The 20,373-nt window shown below is 28.3% G+C and carries 17 protein-coding genes and 1 pseudogene; 8 read left to right on the forward strand and 10 right to left on the reverse strand.

The window, feature by feature from the left end; all coding sequences use genetic code 11:
* Window positions 1-546: 546 nt before the first annotated feature.
* Genes L3J60_RS04715 through L3J60_RS04725 form a run of 3 tightly spaced genes read right to left on the reverse strand, consistent with a single transcriptional unit; the run spans window position 547 to window position 3,824 of the window.
* Window positions 547-1,737, reverse strand: coding sequence for a DUF4105 domain-containing protein (locus tag L3J60_RS04715; protein WP_291974339.1), 1,191 nt, complete (start codon window positions 1,735-1,737; stop codon window positions 547-549).
* Between the two features lies 1 nt (window position 1,738).
* The gene (locus L3J60_RS04720) at window positions 1,739-2,803 is read right to left on the reverse strand and encodes a PorV/PorQ family protein (RefSeq protein ID WP_291974340.1); all 1,065 of its coding nucleotides are present in this window, start codon (window positions 2,801-2,803) and stop codon (window positions 1,739-1,741) included.
* A 49-nt stretch (window positions 2,804-2,852) separates the two neighbouring features.
* Window positions 2,853-3,824 (reverse strand): alpha/beta fold hydrolase, encoded by a 972-nt coding sequence (locus L3J60_RS04725; RefSeq protein ID WP_291974341.1) that lies wholly within the window; start codon window positions 3,822-3,824, stop codon window positions 2,853-2,855.
* A gap of 67 nt (window positions 3,825-3,891) precedes the next feature.
* Between L3J60_RS04725 and L3J60_RS04730 the strand changes: the two genes are divergently transcribed.
* Window positions 3,892-4,653 (forward strand): CDP-alcohol phosphatidyltransferase family protein, encoded by a 762-nt coding sequence (locus L3J60_RS04730; protein WP_291974342.1) that lies wholly within the window; start codon window positions 3,892-3,894, stop codon window positions 4,651-4,653.
* Here the strand turns inward: L3J60_RS04730 and lptB are convergent.
* From lptB to L3J60_RS04750, 4 genes and pseudogenes are all read right to left on the reverse strand, one after another.
* Entirely contained in the window at window positions 4,650-5,384 is a 735-nt protein-coding gene (gene lptB, locus L3J60_RS04735) for an LPS export ABC transporter ATP-binding protein (RefSeq protein WP_291974343.1), read from the reverse strand. The genes L3J60_RS04730 and lptB overlap by 4 nt on opposite strands.
* Before the next feature lie 9 nt (window positions 5,385-5,393).
* Window positions 5,394-5,745: pseudogene (locus L3J60_RS04740) on the reverse strand (carboxymuconolactone decarboxylase family protein).
* Window positions 5,729-6,568 (reverse strand): twin-arginine translocase subunit TatC, encoded by an 840-nt coding sequence (gene tatC / locus L3J60_RS04745; protein ID WP_291974344.1) that lies wholly within the window; start codon window positions 6,566-6,568, stop codon window positions 5,729-5,731. Before tatC ends, L3J60_RS04740 begins: the two are co-directional and overlap by 17 nt.
* Window positions 6,569-7,534, reverse strand: a complete 966-nt coding sequence (locus L3J60_RS04750) for a KpsF/GutQ family sugar-phosphate isomerase (protein ID WP_291974345.1) — start codon at window positions 7,532-7,534, stop codon at window positions 6,569-6,571.
* 177 nt (window positions 7,535-7,711) lie between these two features.
* Between L3J60_RS04750 and L3J60_RS04755 the strand changes: the two genes are divergently transcribed.
* Window positions 7,712-9,910, forward strand: a complete 2,199-nt coding sequence (locus L3J60_RS04755) for an ATP-dependent DNA helicase RecQ (protein ID WP_291974346.1) — start codon at window positions 7,712-7,714, stop codon at window positions 9,908-9,910.
* Here the strand turns inward: L3J60_RS04755 and L3J60_RS04760 are convergent.
* Together L3J60_RS04760 and L3J60_RS04765 are read right to left on the reverse strand one after the other, a co-directional pair.
* Window positions 9,907-10,578 carry a ZIP family metal transporter gene (locus L3J60_RS04760; protein WP_291974347.1) on the reverse strand — a complete coding sequence of 224 codons (672 nt, stop codon included), beginning with the start codon at window positions 10,576-10,578 and terminating at the stop codon, window positions 9,907-9,909. The genes L3J60_RS04755 and L3J60_RS04760 overlap by 4 nt on opposite strands.
* Window positions 10,575-11,303: a class I SAM-dependent methyltransferase gene (locus L3J60_RS04765; RefSeq protein WP_291974348.1), complete on the reverse strand. Its 729-nt coding sequence runs from the start codon at window positions 11,301-11,303 to the stop codon at window positions 10,575-10,577. Before L3J60_RS04765 ends, L3J60_RS04760 begins: the two co-directional genes overlap by 4 nt.
* A 134-nt stretch (window positions 11,304-11,437) precedes the next feature.
* Here L3J60_RS04765 and L3J60_RS04770 point away from each other — a divergent pair, with 134 nt between their 5' ends.
* Window positions 11,438-12,619 carry a class I SAM-dependent RNA methyltransferase gene (locus L3J60_RS04770; protein ID WP_291974349.1) on the forward strand — a complete coding sequence of 394 codons (1,182 nt, stop codon included), beginning with the start codon at window positions 11,438-11,440 and terminating at the stop codon, window positions 12,617-12,619.
* A gap of 375 nt (window positions 12,620-12,994) precedes the next feature.
* On the opposite strand, the gene L3J60_RS04775 is transcribed toward L3J60_RS04770, so the two are convergent.
* A complete protein-coding gene (locus L3J60_RS04775) occupies window positions 12,995-14,056 on the reverse strand; it encodes a hypothetical protein (protein ID WP_291974350.1) in 1,062 nt (353 codons plus the stop codon).
* A gap of 202 nt (window positions 14,057-14,258) precedes the next feature.
* On the opposite strand from L3J60_RS04775, the gene priA reads away from it, so the two are divergent.
* The 5 genes from priA to L3J60_RS04800 all read left to right on the forward strand — a co-directional run bounded on the left by priA (window position 14,259) and on the right by L3J60_RS04800 (window position 20,307).
* Entirely contained in the window at window positions 14,259-16,700 is a 2,442-nt protein-coding gene (gene priA, locus L3J60_RS04780; protein ID WP_291974383.1) for a primosomal protein N', read from the forward strand.
* Between the two features lie 260 nt (window positions 16,701-16,960).
* Window positions 16,961-17,302: a 30S ribosomal protein S6 gene (rpsF, locus tag L3J60_RS04785; protein ID WP_291974351.1), complete on the forward strand. Its 342-nt coding sequence runs from the start codon at window positions 16,961-16,963 to the stop codon at window positions 17,300-17,302.
* Between the two features lie 3 nt (window positions 17,303-17,305).
* Window positions 17,306-17,602, forward strand: a complete 297-nt coding sequence (gene rpsR, locus L3J60_RS04790) for a 30S ribosomal protein S18 (protein ID WP_291974352.1) — start codon at window positions 17,306-17,308, stop codon at window positions 17,600-17,602.
* Between the two features lie 13 nt (window positions 17,603-17,615).
* Window positions 17,616-18,068 (forward strand): 50S ribosomal protein L9, encoded by a 453-nt coding sequence (gene rplI / locus L3J60_RS04795; protein ID WP_291974353.1) that lies wholly within the window; start codon window positions 17,616-17,618, stop codon window positions 18,066-18,068.
* 202 nt (window positions 18,069-18,270) lie between these two features.
* Window positions 18,271-20,307 carry a M3 family metallopeptidase gene (locus L3J60_RS04800; RefSeq protein WP_291974384.1) on the forward strand — a complete coding sequence of 679 codons (2,037 nt, stop codon included), beginning with the start codon at window positions 18,271-18,273 and terminating at the stop codon, window positions 20,305-20,307.
* The last annotated feature ends 66 nt before the right edge of the window (window positions 20,308-20,373 follow it).

Here is a 20,373-nt window from a genome sequence, read left to right on the forward strand (position 1 = left end):
TTGATCTAATAAATCTAGAGGAACGATAAGTTCACTCCATTCTTTTTTTATCAAAGAAATAAAGATTCTTTGTAATTAACAATTATGTAAATTAAATGTAATATTTTAACTTTGCTAATCTAAAGGAGGAGTAATAACGACGAAGTAATCTGTCACTCTATCGCATCACGTCATTACGAAAGAGGCACGACTGAAGTAATCTCATCAATAGAGCAGCAGATTGCTTCACTACATTTCATTCCGCTCGCAATGACGTTGTTATGAGGAATTTTATACACTTTCTCACATCATTACGAGGAAGAGATAACGACGAAGTAATCTCATCAATAGAAGCAGCAGATTGCTTCACTACATTTCATTCCGCTCGCAATGACGTTGTTATGAGGAATTTTATACACTTTCTCACGTCATTGCGAGGAGTGATAACGACGAAGTAATCTCATCAATAAAAGAAACAGATTGCTTCACTACATTTCATTCCGTTCCGTTCGCAATGACGCTACTGCAGGAGTATTTCACGACAAAGTAATCCCACAACATTGTAACTTATCTTAAAAGCTTATCGAAGTATTGTTTAAAATCAATCAAAAATAAATACCTGGTAATAAGTGCAAAGATAAAAGCTATTAATGCAGTATTAAATACCTGAATTTTAAATATCCAAACAACCAAAGCAATTGCGATAAGTAATAATAAAATTTTATTATAAATAATAATCCAATTTGGTAATTTTGTTTTTAATAAATAAAACGCTATAACTAAATTTGGTGCAAAAGCCCACAAAAAATTGAGATTTTTATACGTTGCCGTGTGCGATGTGGCAAACCATAACAGTAACACCACAATCCCAATAATTCCAGTACTAAAATATAATAGAAAATCTATAATTTTAGTTCTAGTTTTATGTTTATAATTGCTGTAGGTAACAACTATAATTAGTAAACTTATTAAAAGAATGGTATTAAAAGGTGAAAATAAATTATAAGTTTCTTTGATTTTTTTGTTTGAAAGAATAGTCAAAGTTTTTTTAACCAAAGGCTCTTTTTGATTATTTTCTGTAGTAATTGTGGCATTTTTAAAAGTTTCAAAAATATAATCTGGTAAAAAATTATAATCCTTTTTAGCTGCGTTTTTATCAATTACAGAACCTAAAGCCAAGTCAATTCCAAATTTCGCCCATTTAAAATTTTGGGTGTAATCGGTAATTAAATCTCGATGCGTTTTATTAGTTTTAATATAATTATAGCTAAACGTTACTTTATTTTTTAAAACTTGTTGAATAATAGCTTCTAGTTTAGTAGCACAATTATTGTAGAAAAAATCGTATCGATAGTATTTATTCTGTGGCTTTGCATTATTTTCTAAAAAATTAAAAACCTTTTGAACATCAGCGGTTGTGAGATTTAATTCTTGTGCTTTTACCCATCTATTTTCATATTGATATTCTCGTATAAAACGAGTGAAACTAGCAGTAGAAAGTTGATAAATTAATTTACCTTTTGCAAAATTGAAATAAAAATTAGGAGCATTAAAGTCAAAAGTTCCATAGTTATAAACTTTATCTAAATGTAAAACAGGATCGTGAACTCTAAAAGCACTGTGCCCAAAAGCAGAATAAAGTTCACTACCTGGTCCGCAAGTAATAACACTAACGGTTGCACTATCCGATAATTTTTGTGCATTTAGTTGTGGAATAGCGAAACAAAGAATTAAAAGTATTAGGTATATTTTTTTCATTTTATCTAAAATAATCAAAGTCCACTTTTATAGAAAAAACATTAGAATACAACGCATTACCAACGTTTGCAATGTTTGTTAAAGCATAATCTATTTGAATACCATTATATTTAAAACCCACGCCAAAATTTGGTTGTAATACTATATTTTTGCTACCATCAAATTGTGTTTCATTTTGAAAATTACCAACACCACCACGTAAAAAAACTATATCAATGTAGGAAACCTGAAATCCAAATGCTGGATCAACGCTAACAAAACTACTTGAAATTATATCATTAGTTTTAGTAAAACGCATATTTAAATCTAGTTCAGTTAATAAATTTATATCTCGCGTAATTGCAAAATTTCTAGCAATACCAAGTTGTGCTTTAGGCAATGTTAATTCGGTAGTTTCTGGTAACTCTTGATTTTGACCAGGAATGGCATCTTTAATTTTTTCAAATTCCGTAGCATTAATACTCCAAGTATTAAAAGTGGTAGTAATATCACGTAACATTAATCCAAATTTCCAGGAATTAGTTGCATAAGTAAGTCCTGCATCAAAGCCAAAACCCCAAGAAGTTGCAAATTTTCCAATGATTCTATGAACAATTTTTGTATTAAAACCAACATTTAAACCTTCAATATGTAATTGTCTGGCATAGCTAAAATTTAAAGCATAATCTGTAGCAGAAAACAAACTAATTCGGTTGTAGTCTATATTCCCCTCACTATCAATAAGTTCTGTTGTGTTTAAAATATCATCTACGCCAAATCGTATTACTGAAATTGCAAGAGCACTTCTATCATCAATAGGCATAGCAAAACCAGCATAATCATATTTTCCTATACCTGCAAAATATTCGGAATGCATTAAAGAGCCTTGGTAATCTTCTATTCCAATTAACCCCGCAGGATTCCAATATCCAGAATTGACATCATTACTGGTTGCAACTACGGCTTTACTCATTCCAAAGGCAGCTGCATCTACACCAATATTTAAAAATTCATTAGAATATTTTCGAGTAGTTTGTGCTACAATTATGTTAGAGAGGAATAATAATAAGACAATACTTTTTTTCAAGATAATAATTTTATAAAGCGAATGTAAAAAAACTTTGTTAATAAACCTTTCAATTCTGTAAAATGCTAGTTATAAATTGTAAAATACGTTGTTCTCCCCAAGTATTATTTTTAGTTATAAACGAAGTGTTAAAACCAACGTGACCTCCATATTTTGGAGTTTCAAAAGTAACTTGTTTATTGTTTTTACATATTTTATAAGGATAACAGGTTTCTGATAAAAATACATCATCTAAAGCGTTTACTAATAGTGTAGGAGTTTTAATGTTTTTAATAAAGGGTTTACTACTGTTTTTAGAATAATAATCTTCTGCATTTTTAAAATGGAATAAAGGAGCGGTTACTGCATTGTCAAAATCTTCAAAAGTTTTTGAGTTTATAATTTTTTCTTTAGATAAATTTATAGTTGGATATTTATGAATAATTTTAAAGGTTTTATCTTTTAATGTTTTTAAAAATCGATTTAAATAGATTTTATTATGCTTAGAACTGAGAGCTTCAGCAGAACCTTTTAAATCACAAGGAACCGAAAAAGCAATACCTCCTTTAATAATTGGATTTATATTTTCCGTTTCACCTAAATATTTCAACATTATATTTCCTCCCATACTATAACCTAATAAAAATATATTTTTATAGGTATAATTTTTAATAATATAATTAATCACTAAACTCAAATCGTCCGTTTTTCCACTGTGGTAGGAGTAAGGTTGTTTATTTGGTTCACCACTGCAACCTCTAAAATTAACAGCAACAGCATCAATTCCTTGATTGTTTAAATAACTTATAGCCGAAATAATATATTTTGAGGTAGCACTTCCTTCCAAACCGTGTAAGGCAATTACACAAGTTTCAGAATTTTTAGTAGAAAAATCAAGGTCTAAAAAATCGTTATCTGGTGTTTCAATTCTTTCTCGTTTGTAATTAATTTTTTGATGATAAACTAAGGTTTTAAATGCCGTATTTATATGTTTGTTTTTAAAAATAAAGTTTGGAGTGTATTTAGATTCATTTATTGGCATGTGAGTTCTTTAAAATAAAACTGAAAAGTACAAAAAACATTTACTAAATTTACTGAAATTTTTAAAAATGACTTTAAGGAAACAAGTACCTAATTTTATTACTTTACTTAATTTATTATCAGGAAGTATTGCCGTATATTTTGCAGCAAATAATGCTTTAGTATTAGCAGCTTATTTTATATTACTAGGTATATTTTTTGATTTTTTTGATGGATTTACCGCACGTTTATTAAAAGTGCAAGGCGAATTAGGAAAACAATTAGATTCGTTAGCAGATATGGTTACAAGTGGTGTTGCACCCGGAATTGTAATGATGCAGTTACTTTTAAAAGCTTCAAAAAATGAACATTGGGATTATTCAGTACTAACAAATCAGGATGATTTTTCATTTTCCGTACCGTTTTTAATTTCATTAATAGGTTTACTAATAACTTTGGGTGCAGCTTACAGATTGGCTAAATTTAATTTAGACGAAAGACAAACAAGTTCTTTTATTGGTTTACCAACTCCTGCAGCAGCTTTAGTGGTAATTTCGTTTCCTTTAATATTGGCATATTCAGATAGCTATTTTTCAAATATGCTGATTGAAAATACTTGGTTTTTAATTGGAATAACCTTGATATTAACTTTTTTAATGAATGCTGAAATTCCTTTATTTTCGTTAAAATTTAAAAATTTTGAATGGAAGAAAGATGTAATTAAAGTCGTTTTTATTGTAATAACAATACTATTTATTATTATTATAAAATTTATGGCAATACCAATGATAATTTTGGTATATGTAATCCTTTCTTTAATTGAAAATAGTTATAAAAAATTGCATAGTTAAAACTTTTTCTTTTTAAGCTCAAAGTCTTTACCTAAATAAACACGCCTAACAGTTTCATCTTCAGCTAGTTCTTTTGGAGTGCCTTCTTTTAAAATTTCACCTTCAAACATTAAGTAGGTTCGGTCAGTTATTGCTAAAGTTTCCTGTACATTATGGTCGGTTATTAAAATACCAATATTTCTATCTTTTAAATGTGCAACAATACTTTGAATATCTTCCACTGCAATAGGATCAACCCCTGCAAAAGGTTCATCTAATAAAATAAATTTTGGATCTGATGCTAAAGCTCTGGCTATTTCTGTTCTTCTTCGTTCGCCACCAGACAATAAATCACCTCTATTTTTTCTAAAATTCCCTAAACTAAATTCATCAATTAAGGATTCTAATTTTTTCTTTTGTTCGTTTACCGATAAATTCGTGAATTGTAAAACAGATAAAATATTATCTTCTACCGATAATTTTCTAAAAACGGATGCTTCTTGTGCTAAATAACCAACACCTTCTATGGCTCTTTTATACATAGGATAAGTGGTTATTTCTTTATTATCTAAAATAATATGACCTTCATTTGGTTTAATCATACCAACAATCATATAAAAAGAAGTGGTTTTACCAGCTCCATTTGGACCAAGTAATCCCACAATTTCACCTTGTTCAACTTCTAAAGAAATTCCTTTAACTACATATTTACTACCGTATTTCTTTTTGATGTTATCTGCTTTTAAAATCATAGTTGATTTTTATTTTTTATTAGTTTCTAATAGTTCCCAAAACTCATAAGCTCTGCGTAAATGAGGTATTACAATAGTTCCGCCAACTAAAGTTGCAATAAGATAACGTTTCCATTACTTCTTCTTTGGTAACGCCTTCTTTAAAACAAGTTTCTAAATGATATTTAATACAATCATCACAACGTAAAACCGTGGAAGCTACTAACCCCATTAATTCTTTTGTTTTAACAGGTAAATGCCCTTTTTGGTAGGCATTTGTATCTAAATTAAAAATTCGTTTGATAACTTTATTATCTTCAGATAATAATTTATCATTCATTTTTTTTCGATATTCATTAAATTCGTCAAGCTGTTTCCCCATCACTTTCCTTTTTTTTACGTTCTTTTTTTAGCACAATTTTTGAAATATAAATGCTAATTTCATATAATCCCATTATTGGAATAGTAACAATTATCTGACTAATAATATCTGGAGGTGTAATAATGGCCGCTAACATTAATATCACTACTAAAGCATGCTTACGGTATGTTTTTAAAAATTCAGGAGTTACTATGCCCATTTTGGTTAAAAAATACATAACAATAGGTAATTCAAAAATTAATCCACTGGCTAAAACTGTGGAACGCATTAATGAAATATAAGAACCTATTTTAATATTTCTTGCTACTAAATCACTCACTGAATAGTTTCCTAGAAAATTAATTGATAAAGGAGTAATAATAAAATATCCAAACAAAACTCCTACAAAAAATAAAAAGGAAGAAATAATGATAAAAGTTTTGGCTCCTTTTCGTTCTTTTTCATATAAACCTGGACTAATAAATTTCCAAAATTCCCATACAATAAAAGGGAATGCTAATATAATTCCCACAGTAATTGACGTCCAAATATGAACGCTAAACTGTTCACCCATTGCTAAACTTTGAAACTTAAAAGGAATTTCAGTAATACATAAACCATCTGCACCAAAAAACTTAGATACACTACAAAAAAAGCGGTAAGTTATAAAATTAGGATTTTTTGGAGCAAATATAATGTTATCAAAAATAAAGCCTTTCATTAAAAAAGCAATAATACCGAAAACAAAAATTGCCAATGTAGAACGTACTAAATGCCAACGTAATTCTTCAACGTGATCTAAAAAGGACATTTCGTCCTTATCTTTATTTTTTTTATCTTTCATTTAAAATATTCCTTCTTTTAATAAATCGTGTAAATGTACAACACCTACAAAAACGGAATTGTCTTCTACCAAAATTTGAGTTATATTATTTTTTTCCAATGTTTTTAAAGCTTTAACAGCCATTTCATTACTATTAATAGTTTTAGGATTTTTACTCATAATATCTTTAGCTATTAAAGTGCTAATATCGGTATTACTTTCTAACATTCGCCTTAAATCACCATCTGTAATTATTCCAACAATTTTATTATTTTCAATAACCGCAGTTGTTCCTAAACGTTTTTTTGATATTTCAATAATAACATCTTTAATGGGAGTTAAAGGTTCAACTTTGGGCAATTCATTTTTATTTATTAAATCATTAACCCTCAAATAAAGTTTTTTACCTAAAGCTCCACCAGGATGATATTTAGCAAAGTCTTTACTTGAAAAGTTTTTAAGTTCCAATAGGCAAACAGCCAAAGCATCTCCTATAACTAATTGAGCTGTGGTGCTAGAAGTTGGAGCTAAATTGTTTCGGCAAGCTTCTTTTTCTACAAAAGAATTTAAAACAAAATTGGCATTTGTTCCTAAAAACGATTCTAAATTACCAGTAATTGCAATAATTTTATTTCCGTAATTTTTAATTAATGGAACCAAAACTTTAATTTCAGGAGTATTTCCGCTTTTTGAAATACAAATTACCACATCATTATTTTGAATAGTGCCAAGATCTCCATGAATAGCATCTGCAGCATGCATAAAAATAGCAGGTGTACCTGTTGAATTAAAAGTTGCTACAATTTTAGTAGCAATATTAGCACTTTTACCTATTCCGGTAACGATAACTCTTCCTTTAGAATTATAGATAAAATTTACGGCGTTTTTAAAATCGTCATTTAAAAAATTAACTAAATTTGCTATAGCTTTACTTTCTGTAAGAATTGTTTGCTTAGCATTTTCAATAATTGTATTTTTATTTTTCAAAAGTTAAGTATTTGATTTAAAAAAATGTTATACCTTTAATTAGCAAACAAAAATAAATTTATTTAACTAGATATTTGAGTAAACTACTAAAAAAAGTTAAAGTTAACTTTAAAATAAAATTAAAAACAGGACTAGCTACTAAAAAAAGTTAGTAAAAAATAATTTTTAAAAGCAAAAATGAACAGTTCGGAATTAGATTTACACGACGCTTTAAAAAAATATTTTGGATTTGATAAATTCAAAGGCTTACAAGAAAAAGTAATAAAAAGTATTTTAAACCGTAATAACACTTTCGTGGTGATGCCCACAGGAGGTGGAAAATCATTATGTTACCAATTGCCTGCTTTAATGCAAGAAGGTACGGCTATTGTAGTTTCCCCTTTAATAGCGTTAATGAAAAACCAAGTGGATGCTATTAGAGGAATATCTGAAAATCAAGGTATTGCACATGTGCTAAATTCTTCTTTGAATAAAACAGAAGTTAAAAAAGTAATGAGCGATATTGAGAATGGCGTTACCAAATTATTATATGTTGCTCCAGAATCTTTAATAAAGGAAGAATATGCTAATTTTTTAAAAAAGCAAAAAATATCATTTGTAGCTATTGATGAAGCACATTGTATTTCGGAATGGGGACATGATTTTAGACCTGAATACCGGAATTTAAAACATATAATTAAAGAAATAGATGATGTTCCTATTATTGGGCTAACGGCTACTGCAACTGAAAAAGTTCAGGAAGACATTATTAAAACGCTAGGATTAAAAGATCCAAAAACGTTTAAAGCATCATTTAATAGAGCTAATTTATTTTATGAAGTTCGTCCAAAAACTAAAAATATAGAAGCTGATATTATTAAATTTGTTCGCCAATTTCAAAATAAATCAGGTATTATTTATTGTTTAAGTAGAAAAAAAGTGGAAGAAATTGCACAAGTTTTACAAGTAAATGGTGTAAAAGCAGTTCCTTATCATGCGGGTTTAGATGCTAAAACCAGAAGTAAACATCAAGATATGTTTTTAATGGAAGATATTGATGTGGTTGTTGCTACCATTGCCTTTGGAATGGGTATTGACAAGCCCGATGTTCGATTTGTAATTCATCATGATATCCCTAAAAGTTTAGAAAGTTATTATCAAGAAACAGGTAGAGCAGGACGTGATGGAGGTGAAGGTTATTGTTTGGCATTTTATGCATATAAAGACATTGAAAAATTAGAAAAATTTTTAGCTGGAAAACCTGTGGCCGAACAAGAAATTGGAAATGCATTATTGCAAGAAGTGGTAGGATATGCTGAAACATCTATGTCTCGAAGAAAATATTTGTTACATTATTTTGGAGAAGATTTTGATGGAGTTAATGGAGAAGGAGCTTCTATGGATGATAATGTTAAAAATCCAAAGAAAAAATCCGAAGCCAAAGATGAACTTAAAACCCTATTAGAAATAGTTACTAAATCTTTTCAAAAATATAAAGCAAAAGAAGTTGTTAATGTGCTAATTGGAAAGGTTAATGCTTTATTAAAATCGCATAAATCAGATGAAAAACCATTTTTTGGATTGGGTGAAAATCATACCGATAAATATTGGATGGCTTTAATTCGTCAAGCATTAGTAGCTGGTTTTTTAAGAAAAGAAATAGAAGAATATGGAGTTATAAAAATCACGAAAAAAGGAACTGATTTTATAGAAAAGCCTTTTTCTTTTATGATGACAGAAGATCACACTTATGATGATGAAAACGACTCCTCTATTATTACCAATCAAAAATCTGGTGGTGGTGGACTAGACGATATTTTAATGAAAATGCTAAAAAATTTGCAAAAATCTGTTGCAAAAAAGAATGGTGTTCCTCCTTATGCCGTTATTCAAGAAACTTCTTTAGAAGATATGACTTTAAAATATCCGATTTCTATGGATGAATTAAAGAATATTTATGGTGTAGGAGAAGGGAAAGCTCATAAATATGGTAAACCTTTTATTGAATTAATTGCAAAGTATGTTGAAGAAAATGATATTGTTAGACCAGATGATATTGTGGTGAAAAGTACCGGAGTAAATTCTAGTTTAAAATTATTTATCATTCAAAATACAGACAAAAAACTTCCTTTAATGGATATTGCAAAATCAAAAGGTCTTAAGTTTAATGAACTTTTAGAAGAAATGCAACGAATTGTATATAGTGGCACCAAATTAAATATAAGTTATTGCATTAATGAACATTTAGATGAAGAGCAGCAAGAAGAAATATTTGATTACTTTATGGAAGCTGAATCCGATAGAATTCAAGATGCTTTAGATGAATTTGAAGGCGAATATGATGAAGATGAACTGCGATTAATGCGTATTAAATTTATTAGTGAAGTTGCTAATTAAGTTAAAAATGCAACAGCCATTCCTATTAAAATAGCTATAAATTTTAATAAATTAAATTTGTGATCTTTTGAAGATTCAAATAGTATTATAGTAGAAATATGTAAAAATATTCCTATAATAATAGCCATTATTTCAGATTTATAGCGAAGCAAAAACTGACTATTTTCTCCAATAAAACTACCTAATGGCGACATTAATGCAAAAACTAATAAAAACAATATTGCCTGTATTTTTGGAATAGAAGACTTTACAAAAAATGTTCCTAAAATAATAGCAACAGGTATTTTATGAACTACAATTGCCCAAAGTAAATGTTCGTGATGTAAATTATGAGCTAAAGGAATTCCTTCCATAAAGGCATGAATACTTAAACCAATAAATAATGCCCAAGGGAAAATACTGCTATTTTGTACATGAATATGACCATGTTCTGCTCCTTTTGAAAAAAAATCTAATACAAGTTGAAGTAATAATCCTAATAAAATGTATGCACCAATAGTCTTATTATATACGGCATAAACTTCTGGTAATAAATGTAAAATAGAAATGGCTAATAAATAAGCTCCACTAAAAGAGAGCAATAATTGTATGGTTTTATTACCGGGTTTTAAACCATAAACTATAATAATTCCTACTAAAACCGATGCTATTAATACTAAATAAGTCATTCTAAAACTAAAATTAATCTATCTGAAGTTGCTTCATTGAAATCTTCTAATTGATAATTTCCAAATTTATGTTTTATAGTGAATCCAACTGTTTTCATATAAAATTCAGCTTTTTTAAAATCAATAAGTTTAACTTTTTCAATAAACTCATGATTTTTACCATCCGCAAAAAACTTAATTTGTTTATGGACAAAACCATTTTCTATAAATCTATGCATTTTAAAAGTAATTCCGTCAATTGTTTTTTCTTCAAATGGTATTAAATTTTCATTTACTTTTTTAGCATTCATAAAATCTATAATAGCAATTCCATTTTTATTTAATCCATTTTTAATATTTTCCAATATTTTAATGTCTTCAGCATCATCTTCAAAAAAACCAAAACTGGTAAATAAATTAAAAATAGCGTCAAATTTTGATTTGAAAGGAACTCGCATATCATGTTCATAAAAGTGAAGCGTTTTGTTTTCAAATTGCTTGGCGTAAGCAATACTATTGGAAGATAAATCGGCTCCAACAACATTAAAACCTAGTGAATTCAAAAAAATAGCATGTCGTCCTTTTCCGCAACCTAAATCTAATAATTTAGCATTCTTTTTTAAATTTAAAAAAGCGACTATATTTTTCATAAATAATTGTGCTTCATCATCATCTCTATTTTTATATAAAGTGTGATAATACTTGGTGTTAAACCAAGAAACAAACCAGTCTTTAGTAGTTCCCATAAGTTAAAATTGCGTACAAAAATACTAAATTGTTTTAAGTAAAAGTCGTATTTGTTTTAGTAATATAAAGTCATTAATTATTTAAAGGTATTTTATATGATTTATAATAGTATTTTTGCAAATATTTATAAGATATGAATCACGATTTTAAAATGGTTGCTACAACATTATTCGGATTAGAAGAAGTGTTAGCCACAGAATTAAAAAATTTAGGAGCACAAAAGGTAACTATTGGGGTTAGAAGCGTTTCTTTTTTTGGAGATAAAGGCTTTATGTATAAAGCTAACTTAGCATTAAGAACTGCCATTAGAATACTTAAACCTATTAAAAGTTTTAAGGTTTTTGATGAGGATGATTTATATAAAAAATTGCAAGAAATTAATTGGGAACGAATTATGAATGTGGATACCACGTTTTCTATTGGAGCGGTGGTAAACTCTAAACATTTCACTACAAATTCACATTATATTTCATTAAAATCAAAAGATGCTATTGCCGATTATTTTAGACATAAATATCATAAAAGACCCAATGTAGATACCAAACATCCTGATGTTAAAATACATGTACATATTCAAAAAGATTATTGTACAGTTTCATTAGATAGTTCGGGGATGTCGTTACATAAAAGAGGTTATAGAACTGCTACCAATATTGCACCAATAAATGAAGTTTTAGCTGCTGGTTTAGTGTTGCTTTCTGGTTACACGGGCGATTGTAATTTTATTGACCCAATGTGTGGTTCAGGTACCATTTTAATTGAAGCAGCTATGATTGCAAATAATATTCCTGCAAATATAAACCGAGTTGAATTTGCTTTTGAAAAATGGGAGGATTATGATGAAGATTTATTTTACACCATTCAAGATTCGTTGTTGAAAAAAGCAAAAGAATCTCATTTTAAAATTATGGGATTTGACAAGGCTCCTTCTGCCGTTAGAAAAGCCAATGATAATATCAAAAATGCAAATTTAAGCGAATTTATTGGCGTACATCATGTCAACTTTTTTAACTCGGTAAAAGAAGTTTTTGGAAAAACTACCATTTTATTTAATCCACCTTATGGAGAGCGTTTATCTATTGATGTTAAAGAATTTTATAAAAAAATTGGAGATACTTTAAAACATGGTTATCCAGATTCAACAGTTTGGTTTATTACTTCAGATATGGAAGCTTTAAAGCATGTTGGTTTGCGAACTTCAAAAAGAATTCCGCTTAAAAATGCAGATTTAGATTGCCGATTTGTTAGGTATGATATGTATGAAGGAAGTAAAAAGGCTAAAAAAAGAGCTCCAGAAACAAAAGAAGATTTATAGTGAAAGTTATTTTATTTAAAGTCTAGTTAAACCTAACAGGTTTTTAAAACCTGTTAGGTTTAATAATATTTTATTGATTTTTCTTCGGAATTCATTTAAAAAACACCGATTTAGATTGCCGATTTGTACGTTACAATAAAAGCTTTACAGCTAATAATAACGTCAGGTCGAGTAATTTTTGATAAAAAATTGTATCGAGAACTATTTTTTTGACTAAATTTCTATTCTTGATACTAATTTTAAGCCTAAAAAGGCTAAAATTCACTCGAATTGACGAAATTTTATCATAATGAACAATAGATAAGAATACTGTTTTAACACAAAAGAGCTTTACATTGCTGCAAAGCTCTTTTAAAAATTAACTAATTCAAATTATTAACCTCTTCTTTTTCTTGTGTTTACAGTTTTACTATGGTTTCTTTTTAAAGGTTTTTTAATAATAGTTCTACTTATTCCTTTTCGCTCACGAAATTTAACATTATTTCGTTTTAAATTTGTTCTTTTTTTATTAATTACTGCATTAGGTTTTTTATAAGCAGTACGTTTTTTAATTACCGTATTTTTATACTTTCTAACAGGTGCTTTATGAGTATTGGTAATTGTTCGCCTAGTTACATTTCCATGGTTTGTTCGTTTAACAGCGGTATTTCTTCTAATACTATTTGAAGAGTTACTTCTTATATTTTTTCTGTTATACTCATTGTAATCTCTTTTATTACGAGTTGCTATTCGTTCATTTTTTCGTTTCGGAATTCTATTGGTTTGAAACCTTTTTCGAGTGGTATAGGTATTTCTTTTATACCTATTTGAACGATTACTTCTGTTATAATAACTGTGATTATTGTTATACTCATTTTTGTGATAAGCATATCTTGTTGGTCTATAATAATGTCTGTAAGGTTTGTAGCTTACAATTCTAAAATCAAATATTGGTCTAACAAAATAGTTGTGATATGGGTGATAAGCATAATGTCTGTTGTATCGATTTACATATCCAGAATAGTAAGAATAATATCCGTAGTTATTATAAAATACACGTAAACCACCTAACCGTACTAATCTTCCACCATTATATCGAATGTTTACATTTCCAATTTCTGTAACTCTACCATAATAGTCATAATAAATAGGAACATCTTCTACTTGAATTACAGCACCATAATCATCATATTGAACATAAGCATCATAATTATAACCAGAATTAAAACTGATATTTACGTTTCTACTTCTATAGCCAATATCAATACCACTATTTTGTTGATTTAAATAGAAATCAAATTCTCCATTTTGAAAAACGGCAAAAGTTATTCCTCGTTCTACAAATGTAAATTTATCACCATTTTCGTTATAATATCTGTATTCCGCTCCGTTAGTAGTTGCTTTAATGCTAAAGCTCGTTATTAAAAACGCTACTATTAAAAATAATTTACTTTTCATAATTCAAGGTTTTAAAGGTTACTACTATTGTTTGGCAAGTAGTTTCTGATTAGTGAATTACAAACCCCGTGCCAAAAATTAAAATTAATTTTAACGTATTGATAATCAGTATTTTTAAAAAAATAATATTTAAAACTATCATTTAAATAGGATTTAAAAAAGGGTTTTATATATTTTTGTATAACCATTTAAAAACATCGCCATTTATTTTATAAACGTAATATTACCCATTCCTCTTCAAAAGTTATTTACTTATAAAATAACAGAAGCCGAATCAGAATTTCTAAAAAAAGGAATGCGTGTTGCCGTGGAATTTGGTAAATCTAAAATATATACCGCATTAGTATTTTCTATTCATAAAGAAGCTCCTGTTGGGTATGAAGCTAAAGATATTTATCAGATATTAGATGAAAAACCTCTAGTAAATGAAATTCAGTTACAACATTGGGAGTGGATTGCCAAGTATTATATGTGTTCCTTGGGTGAAGTATTTAGAAGTGCTTTGCCTTCAGCATTTTTGTTAGAAAGTGAAACTACAATTTTATTAAATACTTCTTTTAAAAATGAAGATACTCTTTCTGAAGATGAATTCTTAATTTTTGAGGCTTTACAATTTCAATCGCAACTTTCTGTAAATCAAATCATGGAAATTTTAGGGAAGAAAACAGTTTTTCCTATTATAAAAGATTTAATTGAAAAAGAAGTGATTGTAGTAAAAGAACATATTTATGAACAATACAAACCTAAATTAGTAAAATATATTCAATTCACTCAAAAGTGGAATGATTCAGAAAAACTATCAGAATTATTAGAAATGCTTTCAAGAGCAAAAAAACAACGTGAAATCATTTTAGCCTATTTTCAATTAAAAGCTACAAAAAATGAAATAAAAGTGATTGAATTGCAAGAAGATTTTGGAGCATCTTCTGCAGGATTAAAATCATTGGTGGATAAAGGAATTTTAGAATACTATTATATTCAAACCGATAGAATTCATTTTGATGGAAAATCACAAGAAATAAAAAAGTTAACTACTTCTCAAACTACAGCTTTTAAAGCAATTAAATCTAACTTTAAAACTAAACAAACTGTTTTATTAAAAGGAATTACAAGTAGTGGAAAAACAGAAATATATGTTAAGTTAATTAAAGAATTACTTCAAAATAAAAAACAAGTACTTTATTTGTTGCCAGAAATAGCATTAACCACTCAATTAATAGAACGATTGCAATTTTATTTCGGCGAATATTTATCTGTTTTTCATTCCAAATATTCAATGAATGAACGAGTAGAAGTATGGAATAATGTTCTTGAAAAAAAACAAAAAGCACAACTAATATTAGGAGCTCGTTCTTCACTTTTTTTACCATATTCAAATTTAGGTCTTATTATAGTAGATGAAGAACATGAACCTTCTTTTAAACAATTTGATCCCGCACCACGTTACCATGCTCGTGATGCAGCCATTGTATTAGCAAACAAACATAATGCTAAAGTTTTATTAGGTTCGGCAACGCCAAGTATTGAAACTTTTTATAATGCAACTCAAGGTAAATATGGACTTGTAGAACTTAATGAACGTTTTGGTAAAGTATTATTACCTGAAATTTTTTTGGTAGATATTAAAGAAAAACATCGTAAGAAAAGAATGAAAGGTCATTTTTCTGATGATTTAATTTTACAAATTGAAGACGCTTTGAAAAATAGAGAACAAGTTATCCTTTTTCAAAACAGAAGAGGATTTGCTCCAATAGTAGAATGTGAAACTTGTGGAGAATCTCCTCAGTGTCCAAATTGCGATGTTAGTTTAACGTATCACAGTCTTAAAAACGAATTACGTTGTCATTATTGCGGTTATAAACAAGCAATGCCACACAATTGTTTTGCGTGTGGCAGTGAAAAACTAAATACTAAAGGTTTTGGTACTGAGCAAGTTGAACAGGAATTGCAACAGCTTTTTGAAAACGCCAATATTGGCAGAATGGATTTAGATACCACACGTGGTAAATATGGTTATCAAAAAATATTAGGAAAATTTAAAAATCATGAAATTGATATTTTGGTTGGTACTCAAATGTTATCCAAAGGATTAGATTTTGAAAATGTTTCTTTAGTGGGAGTTATGAATGCCGATGCTATGTTGAATTTTCCAGATTTCAGAGCTCATGAACGTAGCTATCAATTAATGGTGCAAGTTGCTGGTAGAGCAGGGCGGGCTAAAAAAAGAGGAAAAGTAATTATTCAAACCTTTAACCCATATCATCAAATATTGCAACAAGTTTCAACACATTCCTTTGAAGAAATGTATAAAGAACAATTAAATGAACGTTGGCAATATAAATATCCACCTTATTATAGAATCATAAAAGTAATTGTTAAACATAAAAATTATACTACTTTAGATGAAGGAGCTCAATGGTTGGGAAAATCATTCAATAATATTTTTAAAGAAAATGCATTAGGTCCGGCAATACCATCAATTTCAAAAATTAGGAATTTATACATTCAACAATTTATTATCAAAATTCCACCTAAACAATCTATTACCAAAACTAAAGATGCTATTTTAAAAGTTAAAAATACATTTCAAGCTATTAGAAATTTTCGTCCTATTAAATTTATAATAGATGTAGATAACTATTAATCCATTGAGTGTGATTTTCATCAGAAAAGATATTGAGCACAATAAAAATTTCATTAAAAATAATTCTCAATACATTTTTTGTTCCGTTTTTCTACATATAAACTACTCAAATTAACATTTTTAATAATTACACTTAATGAGTAAATGTTTATAATAAAACTCAAATTCGAAATGCCAAAAACTTTAATAATAGCTGTTGGTTAGTAATATTAATAATTGTATATTTGCACGCTTAAAAGTAAAACTTAAAATTATTAATTATGAATCATTACGAAACTGTTTTCATTTTGAATCCCGTTTTATCTGATACTCAGGTAAAGGAAACAGTAAAGAAGTTTGAAGACTATCTTGTTTCTAAAGGTGCCGAAGTGGTTTACAAAGAAGATTGGGGCTTAAAAAAATTAGCCTACACAATCCAAAACAAAAAAAGTGGATTTTACCACTTATTTGAATTTAAAGCTGATGGAACTGCAATTGCACCATTTGAACTAGAATTTAGAAGAGACGATAGCGTTATGCGTTATTTAACCGTTAAGTTAGATAAACATGCTGCTGCTTGGGCTGAAGTTAGAAAAGAAAGATATAAATCTGTAAAAAAATAAGCCATGGCAAACATTGAACAACAATCAAAAGGAGGAAAACAAGGCGAAGTTCGTTACTTAACTCCATTAGATATCGATACTAAAAAAGTAAAAAAATACTGTCGATTCAAAAAAAATGGCATTAAATATATTGATTATAAAGATGCTAAATTTTTATTGTATTTAGTAAATGAACAAGGTAAAATTTTACCTCGTCGTTTAACTGGAACATCTTTAAAATACCAACGCAAAGTTTCAGTAGCTATTAAAAGAGCACGTCATTTGGCATTAATGCCTTATGTAGGAGATTTGTTAAAATAAAAGAGGAACAATTATGGAAATTATATTAAAACAAGATGTTGAAACTGTAGGCTTTAAAGATGATATTGTTACTGTTAAAAATGGTTACGGACGTAATTATTTAATTCCTCAAGGATTTGCAGTATTAGCTACTACATCTGCTAAAAAAGTATTAGCAGAAACTTTAAAACAACGTGCTTTTAAAGAAGAAAAGTTAATAAAAGATGCTACTAAAATTGCTAATGCAATTAAAGAATTAGAAATTAAAATTACTGCTAAAACTGGTGATGGATCTAAATTATTTGGTTCTATAAGTAATGCTAATGTAGCTGAAGAATTGGCTAAAGCAGGACAAAAAGTTGATAAAAAATTCATTAAAGTTGAAGGTGGAACTGTTAAAAGAATTGGAAAATACAATACAACAATAAGATTACACCGTGAAGTAATTGTTGAATTGCCAATTGAAATTATTGCAGAAGTTAAATAATAGCTTTCAATTTTAAAAATATAAAAACTCACTTATTTGATAAGTGAGTTTTTTTTTGCAACAAATATTGTTGTGGAATCCTAAAAGCATTCCTAAATTTACCAAACATTTATCAAAATCTTAAAAAATGAAAAAAATATTAATATTGGCAATCCTAGCGATTACTATTTTATCGTGTACACAAAATAAAAAAAAGACCTCCATGCAAAATGACATCAGTAATAATCCATTTTTAAAAGAAAGTGTATTACCATATTACGCACCAGATTTTACTAAAATAAAAAATAAGGATTTTAAACCTGCTTTGTTAGAGGCAATGAAACAGCAATCAACGGCAATAGCTAAAATTGCTAAAAATTCTGAAAAACCTACTTTTGATAATACAATTCTAGCTTTAGAAAAAAGTAGAGCAATGTTAGATCGAGTTGGTAATATTTTTAACGCTTTAACAGGAGCAAACACAAATGACACTTTAAAAAAAGTACAAACTGAAATTTCACCTTTAGAAGCAAAACATTTTGATGAAATATATTTAAACAATCCATTATTTTCAAAAGTTAAAGTTATTTATGATAATCGTGAAAATTTAAAATTAGATGCTGAATCTTTAAAATTAGTAGATTATTATTATAAAAAATTTATTGCTGCAGGTGCAAATTTATCTGATGAAGATAAAGTAAAACTTAAAAGCATAAATGAAAAATTAGCATCACTAAGTACAAAATTCAATCAAACATTATTAGAAGCTGACGCAGCTGCAACCATTGAAATTCATGATGTTAAAAAATTAGCGGGAATGTCAGAATCGCAAATCGCAAATATTAAAGACAAAATAAAAGAAAATACTTGGTTATTGACCATTACCAATACTACGCAACAATCGCAATTACAATATTTAAAAGATAGAGCTATTAGAAAACAATTATTTGAAGCTGGTTGGAATAGAACTAATGGCGGAAAATATAATACAAAAGGTATTGTAACAAAAATGGTTGAATTAAGAGCTCAAAAAGCAAAAATACTTGGTTTTAAAAACTTTGCATCTTGGAGATTGCAAAACACCATGGCTAAAAATCCACAAGCAGTTTTAAATTTATTTGCAAAGTTAGTTCCTGCTTCAACTTCAAAAGCGAAAAGAGAAGCTGCTGAAATTCAAAAAATGATTAAAAAAGAAGGTAAAACTTTTAAATTAGAACCTTGGGATTGGAACTTTTATGCAGAAAAAGTGCGTAAAGCAAAATATAATTTAGATGAAAATGAAGTAAAACCTTACTTTGAGTTACACAATGTTTTAGAAAAAGGAGTCTTTTTTGCTGCAAATAAGTTATATGGAATTACCTTCAAAAAACGAACAGACATTCCTACTTACCAAAAAGATGTAATGACTTATGAATTGTTTGATAAAGATGGTTCTAAATTAGGATTGTTTTATGCAGATTATTATGCTCGCCCTTCTAAAAGTGGTGGAGCTTGGATGGATAATTTTGTAACACAATCAACTTTATATAACAAAAAACCAGTAATTTATAATGTTTTAAATATTGCTAAACCTGCTAAAGGAGAACCAACTTTATTAACTTTTGATGAAGTAACAACTATGTTCCATGAATTTGGACATGCATTACACGGCTTTTTTGCTAGTCAGCATTATCCAAGTTTGTCGGGAACTGCCGTATCCAGAGATTTTGTAGAGTTCCCATCTCAATTTAATGAACATTGGGCGTTATACCCTGAAGTTCTTAAAAATTATGCACTTAATTATAAGGATGGAAGTAAAATTCCTCAAGAATTAATTACTAAAATTAAAAATGCAAGTACATTTAATCAAGGATATAGTTTAACCGAAGTTTTAGCAGCTTCTAATTTAGATATGCTTTGGCATACTATTTCGGCAGATAAAAAAATTACAGATGTAAATCAGTTTGAAAATGATGCTTTAAAATCAGTTCATTTATTAATAAAAGAAGTTCCTACTAGATACCGATCTACTTATTTTGCACATATTTTTAGCGGAGGATATGCTGCAGGATATTATTCTTATTTATGGACAGAAGTTTTAAGTGATGATACTTTTCAATATTTTACAGAACATGGAGGTTTAACTAGAGAAAACGGACAACGTTTTAGAGATATGGTACTATCTCGTGGAAATACTTTAGAGTTAGAAAAAATGTATGAAAATTTTAGGGGATCTGCTCCTAAAATTGAACCCATGATAAAAGATAGAGGATTAAATTAAGTTACTAAAATTCAATAAGTTTATACCTAAAAGTTTTTAACACTATTTCGTTAATAACCTAACTAT

Source organism: Lutibacter sp., from assembly GCF_021647475.1.
GTDB lineage: Bacteria > Bacteroidota > Bacteroidia > Flavobacteriales > Flavobacteriaceae > Lutibacter.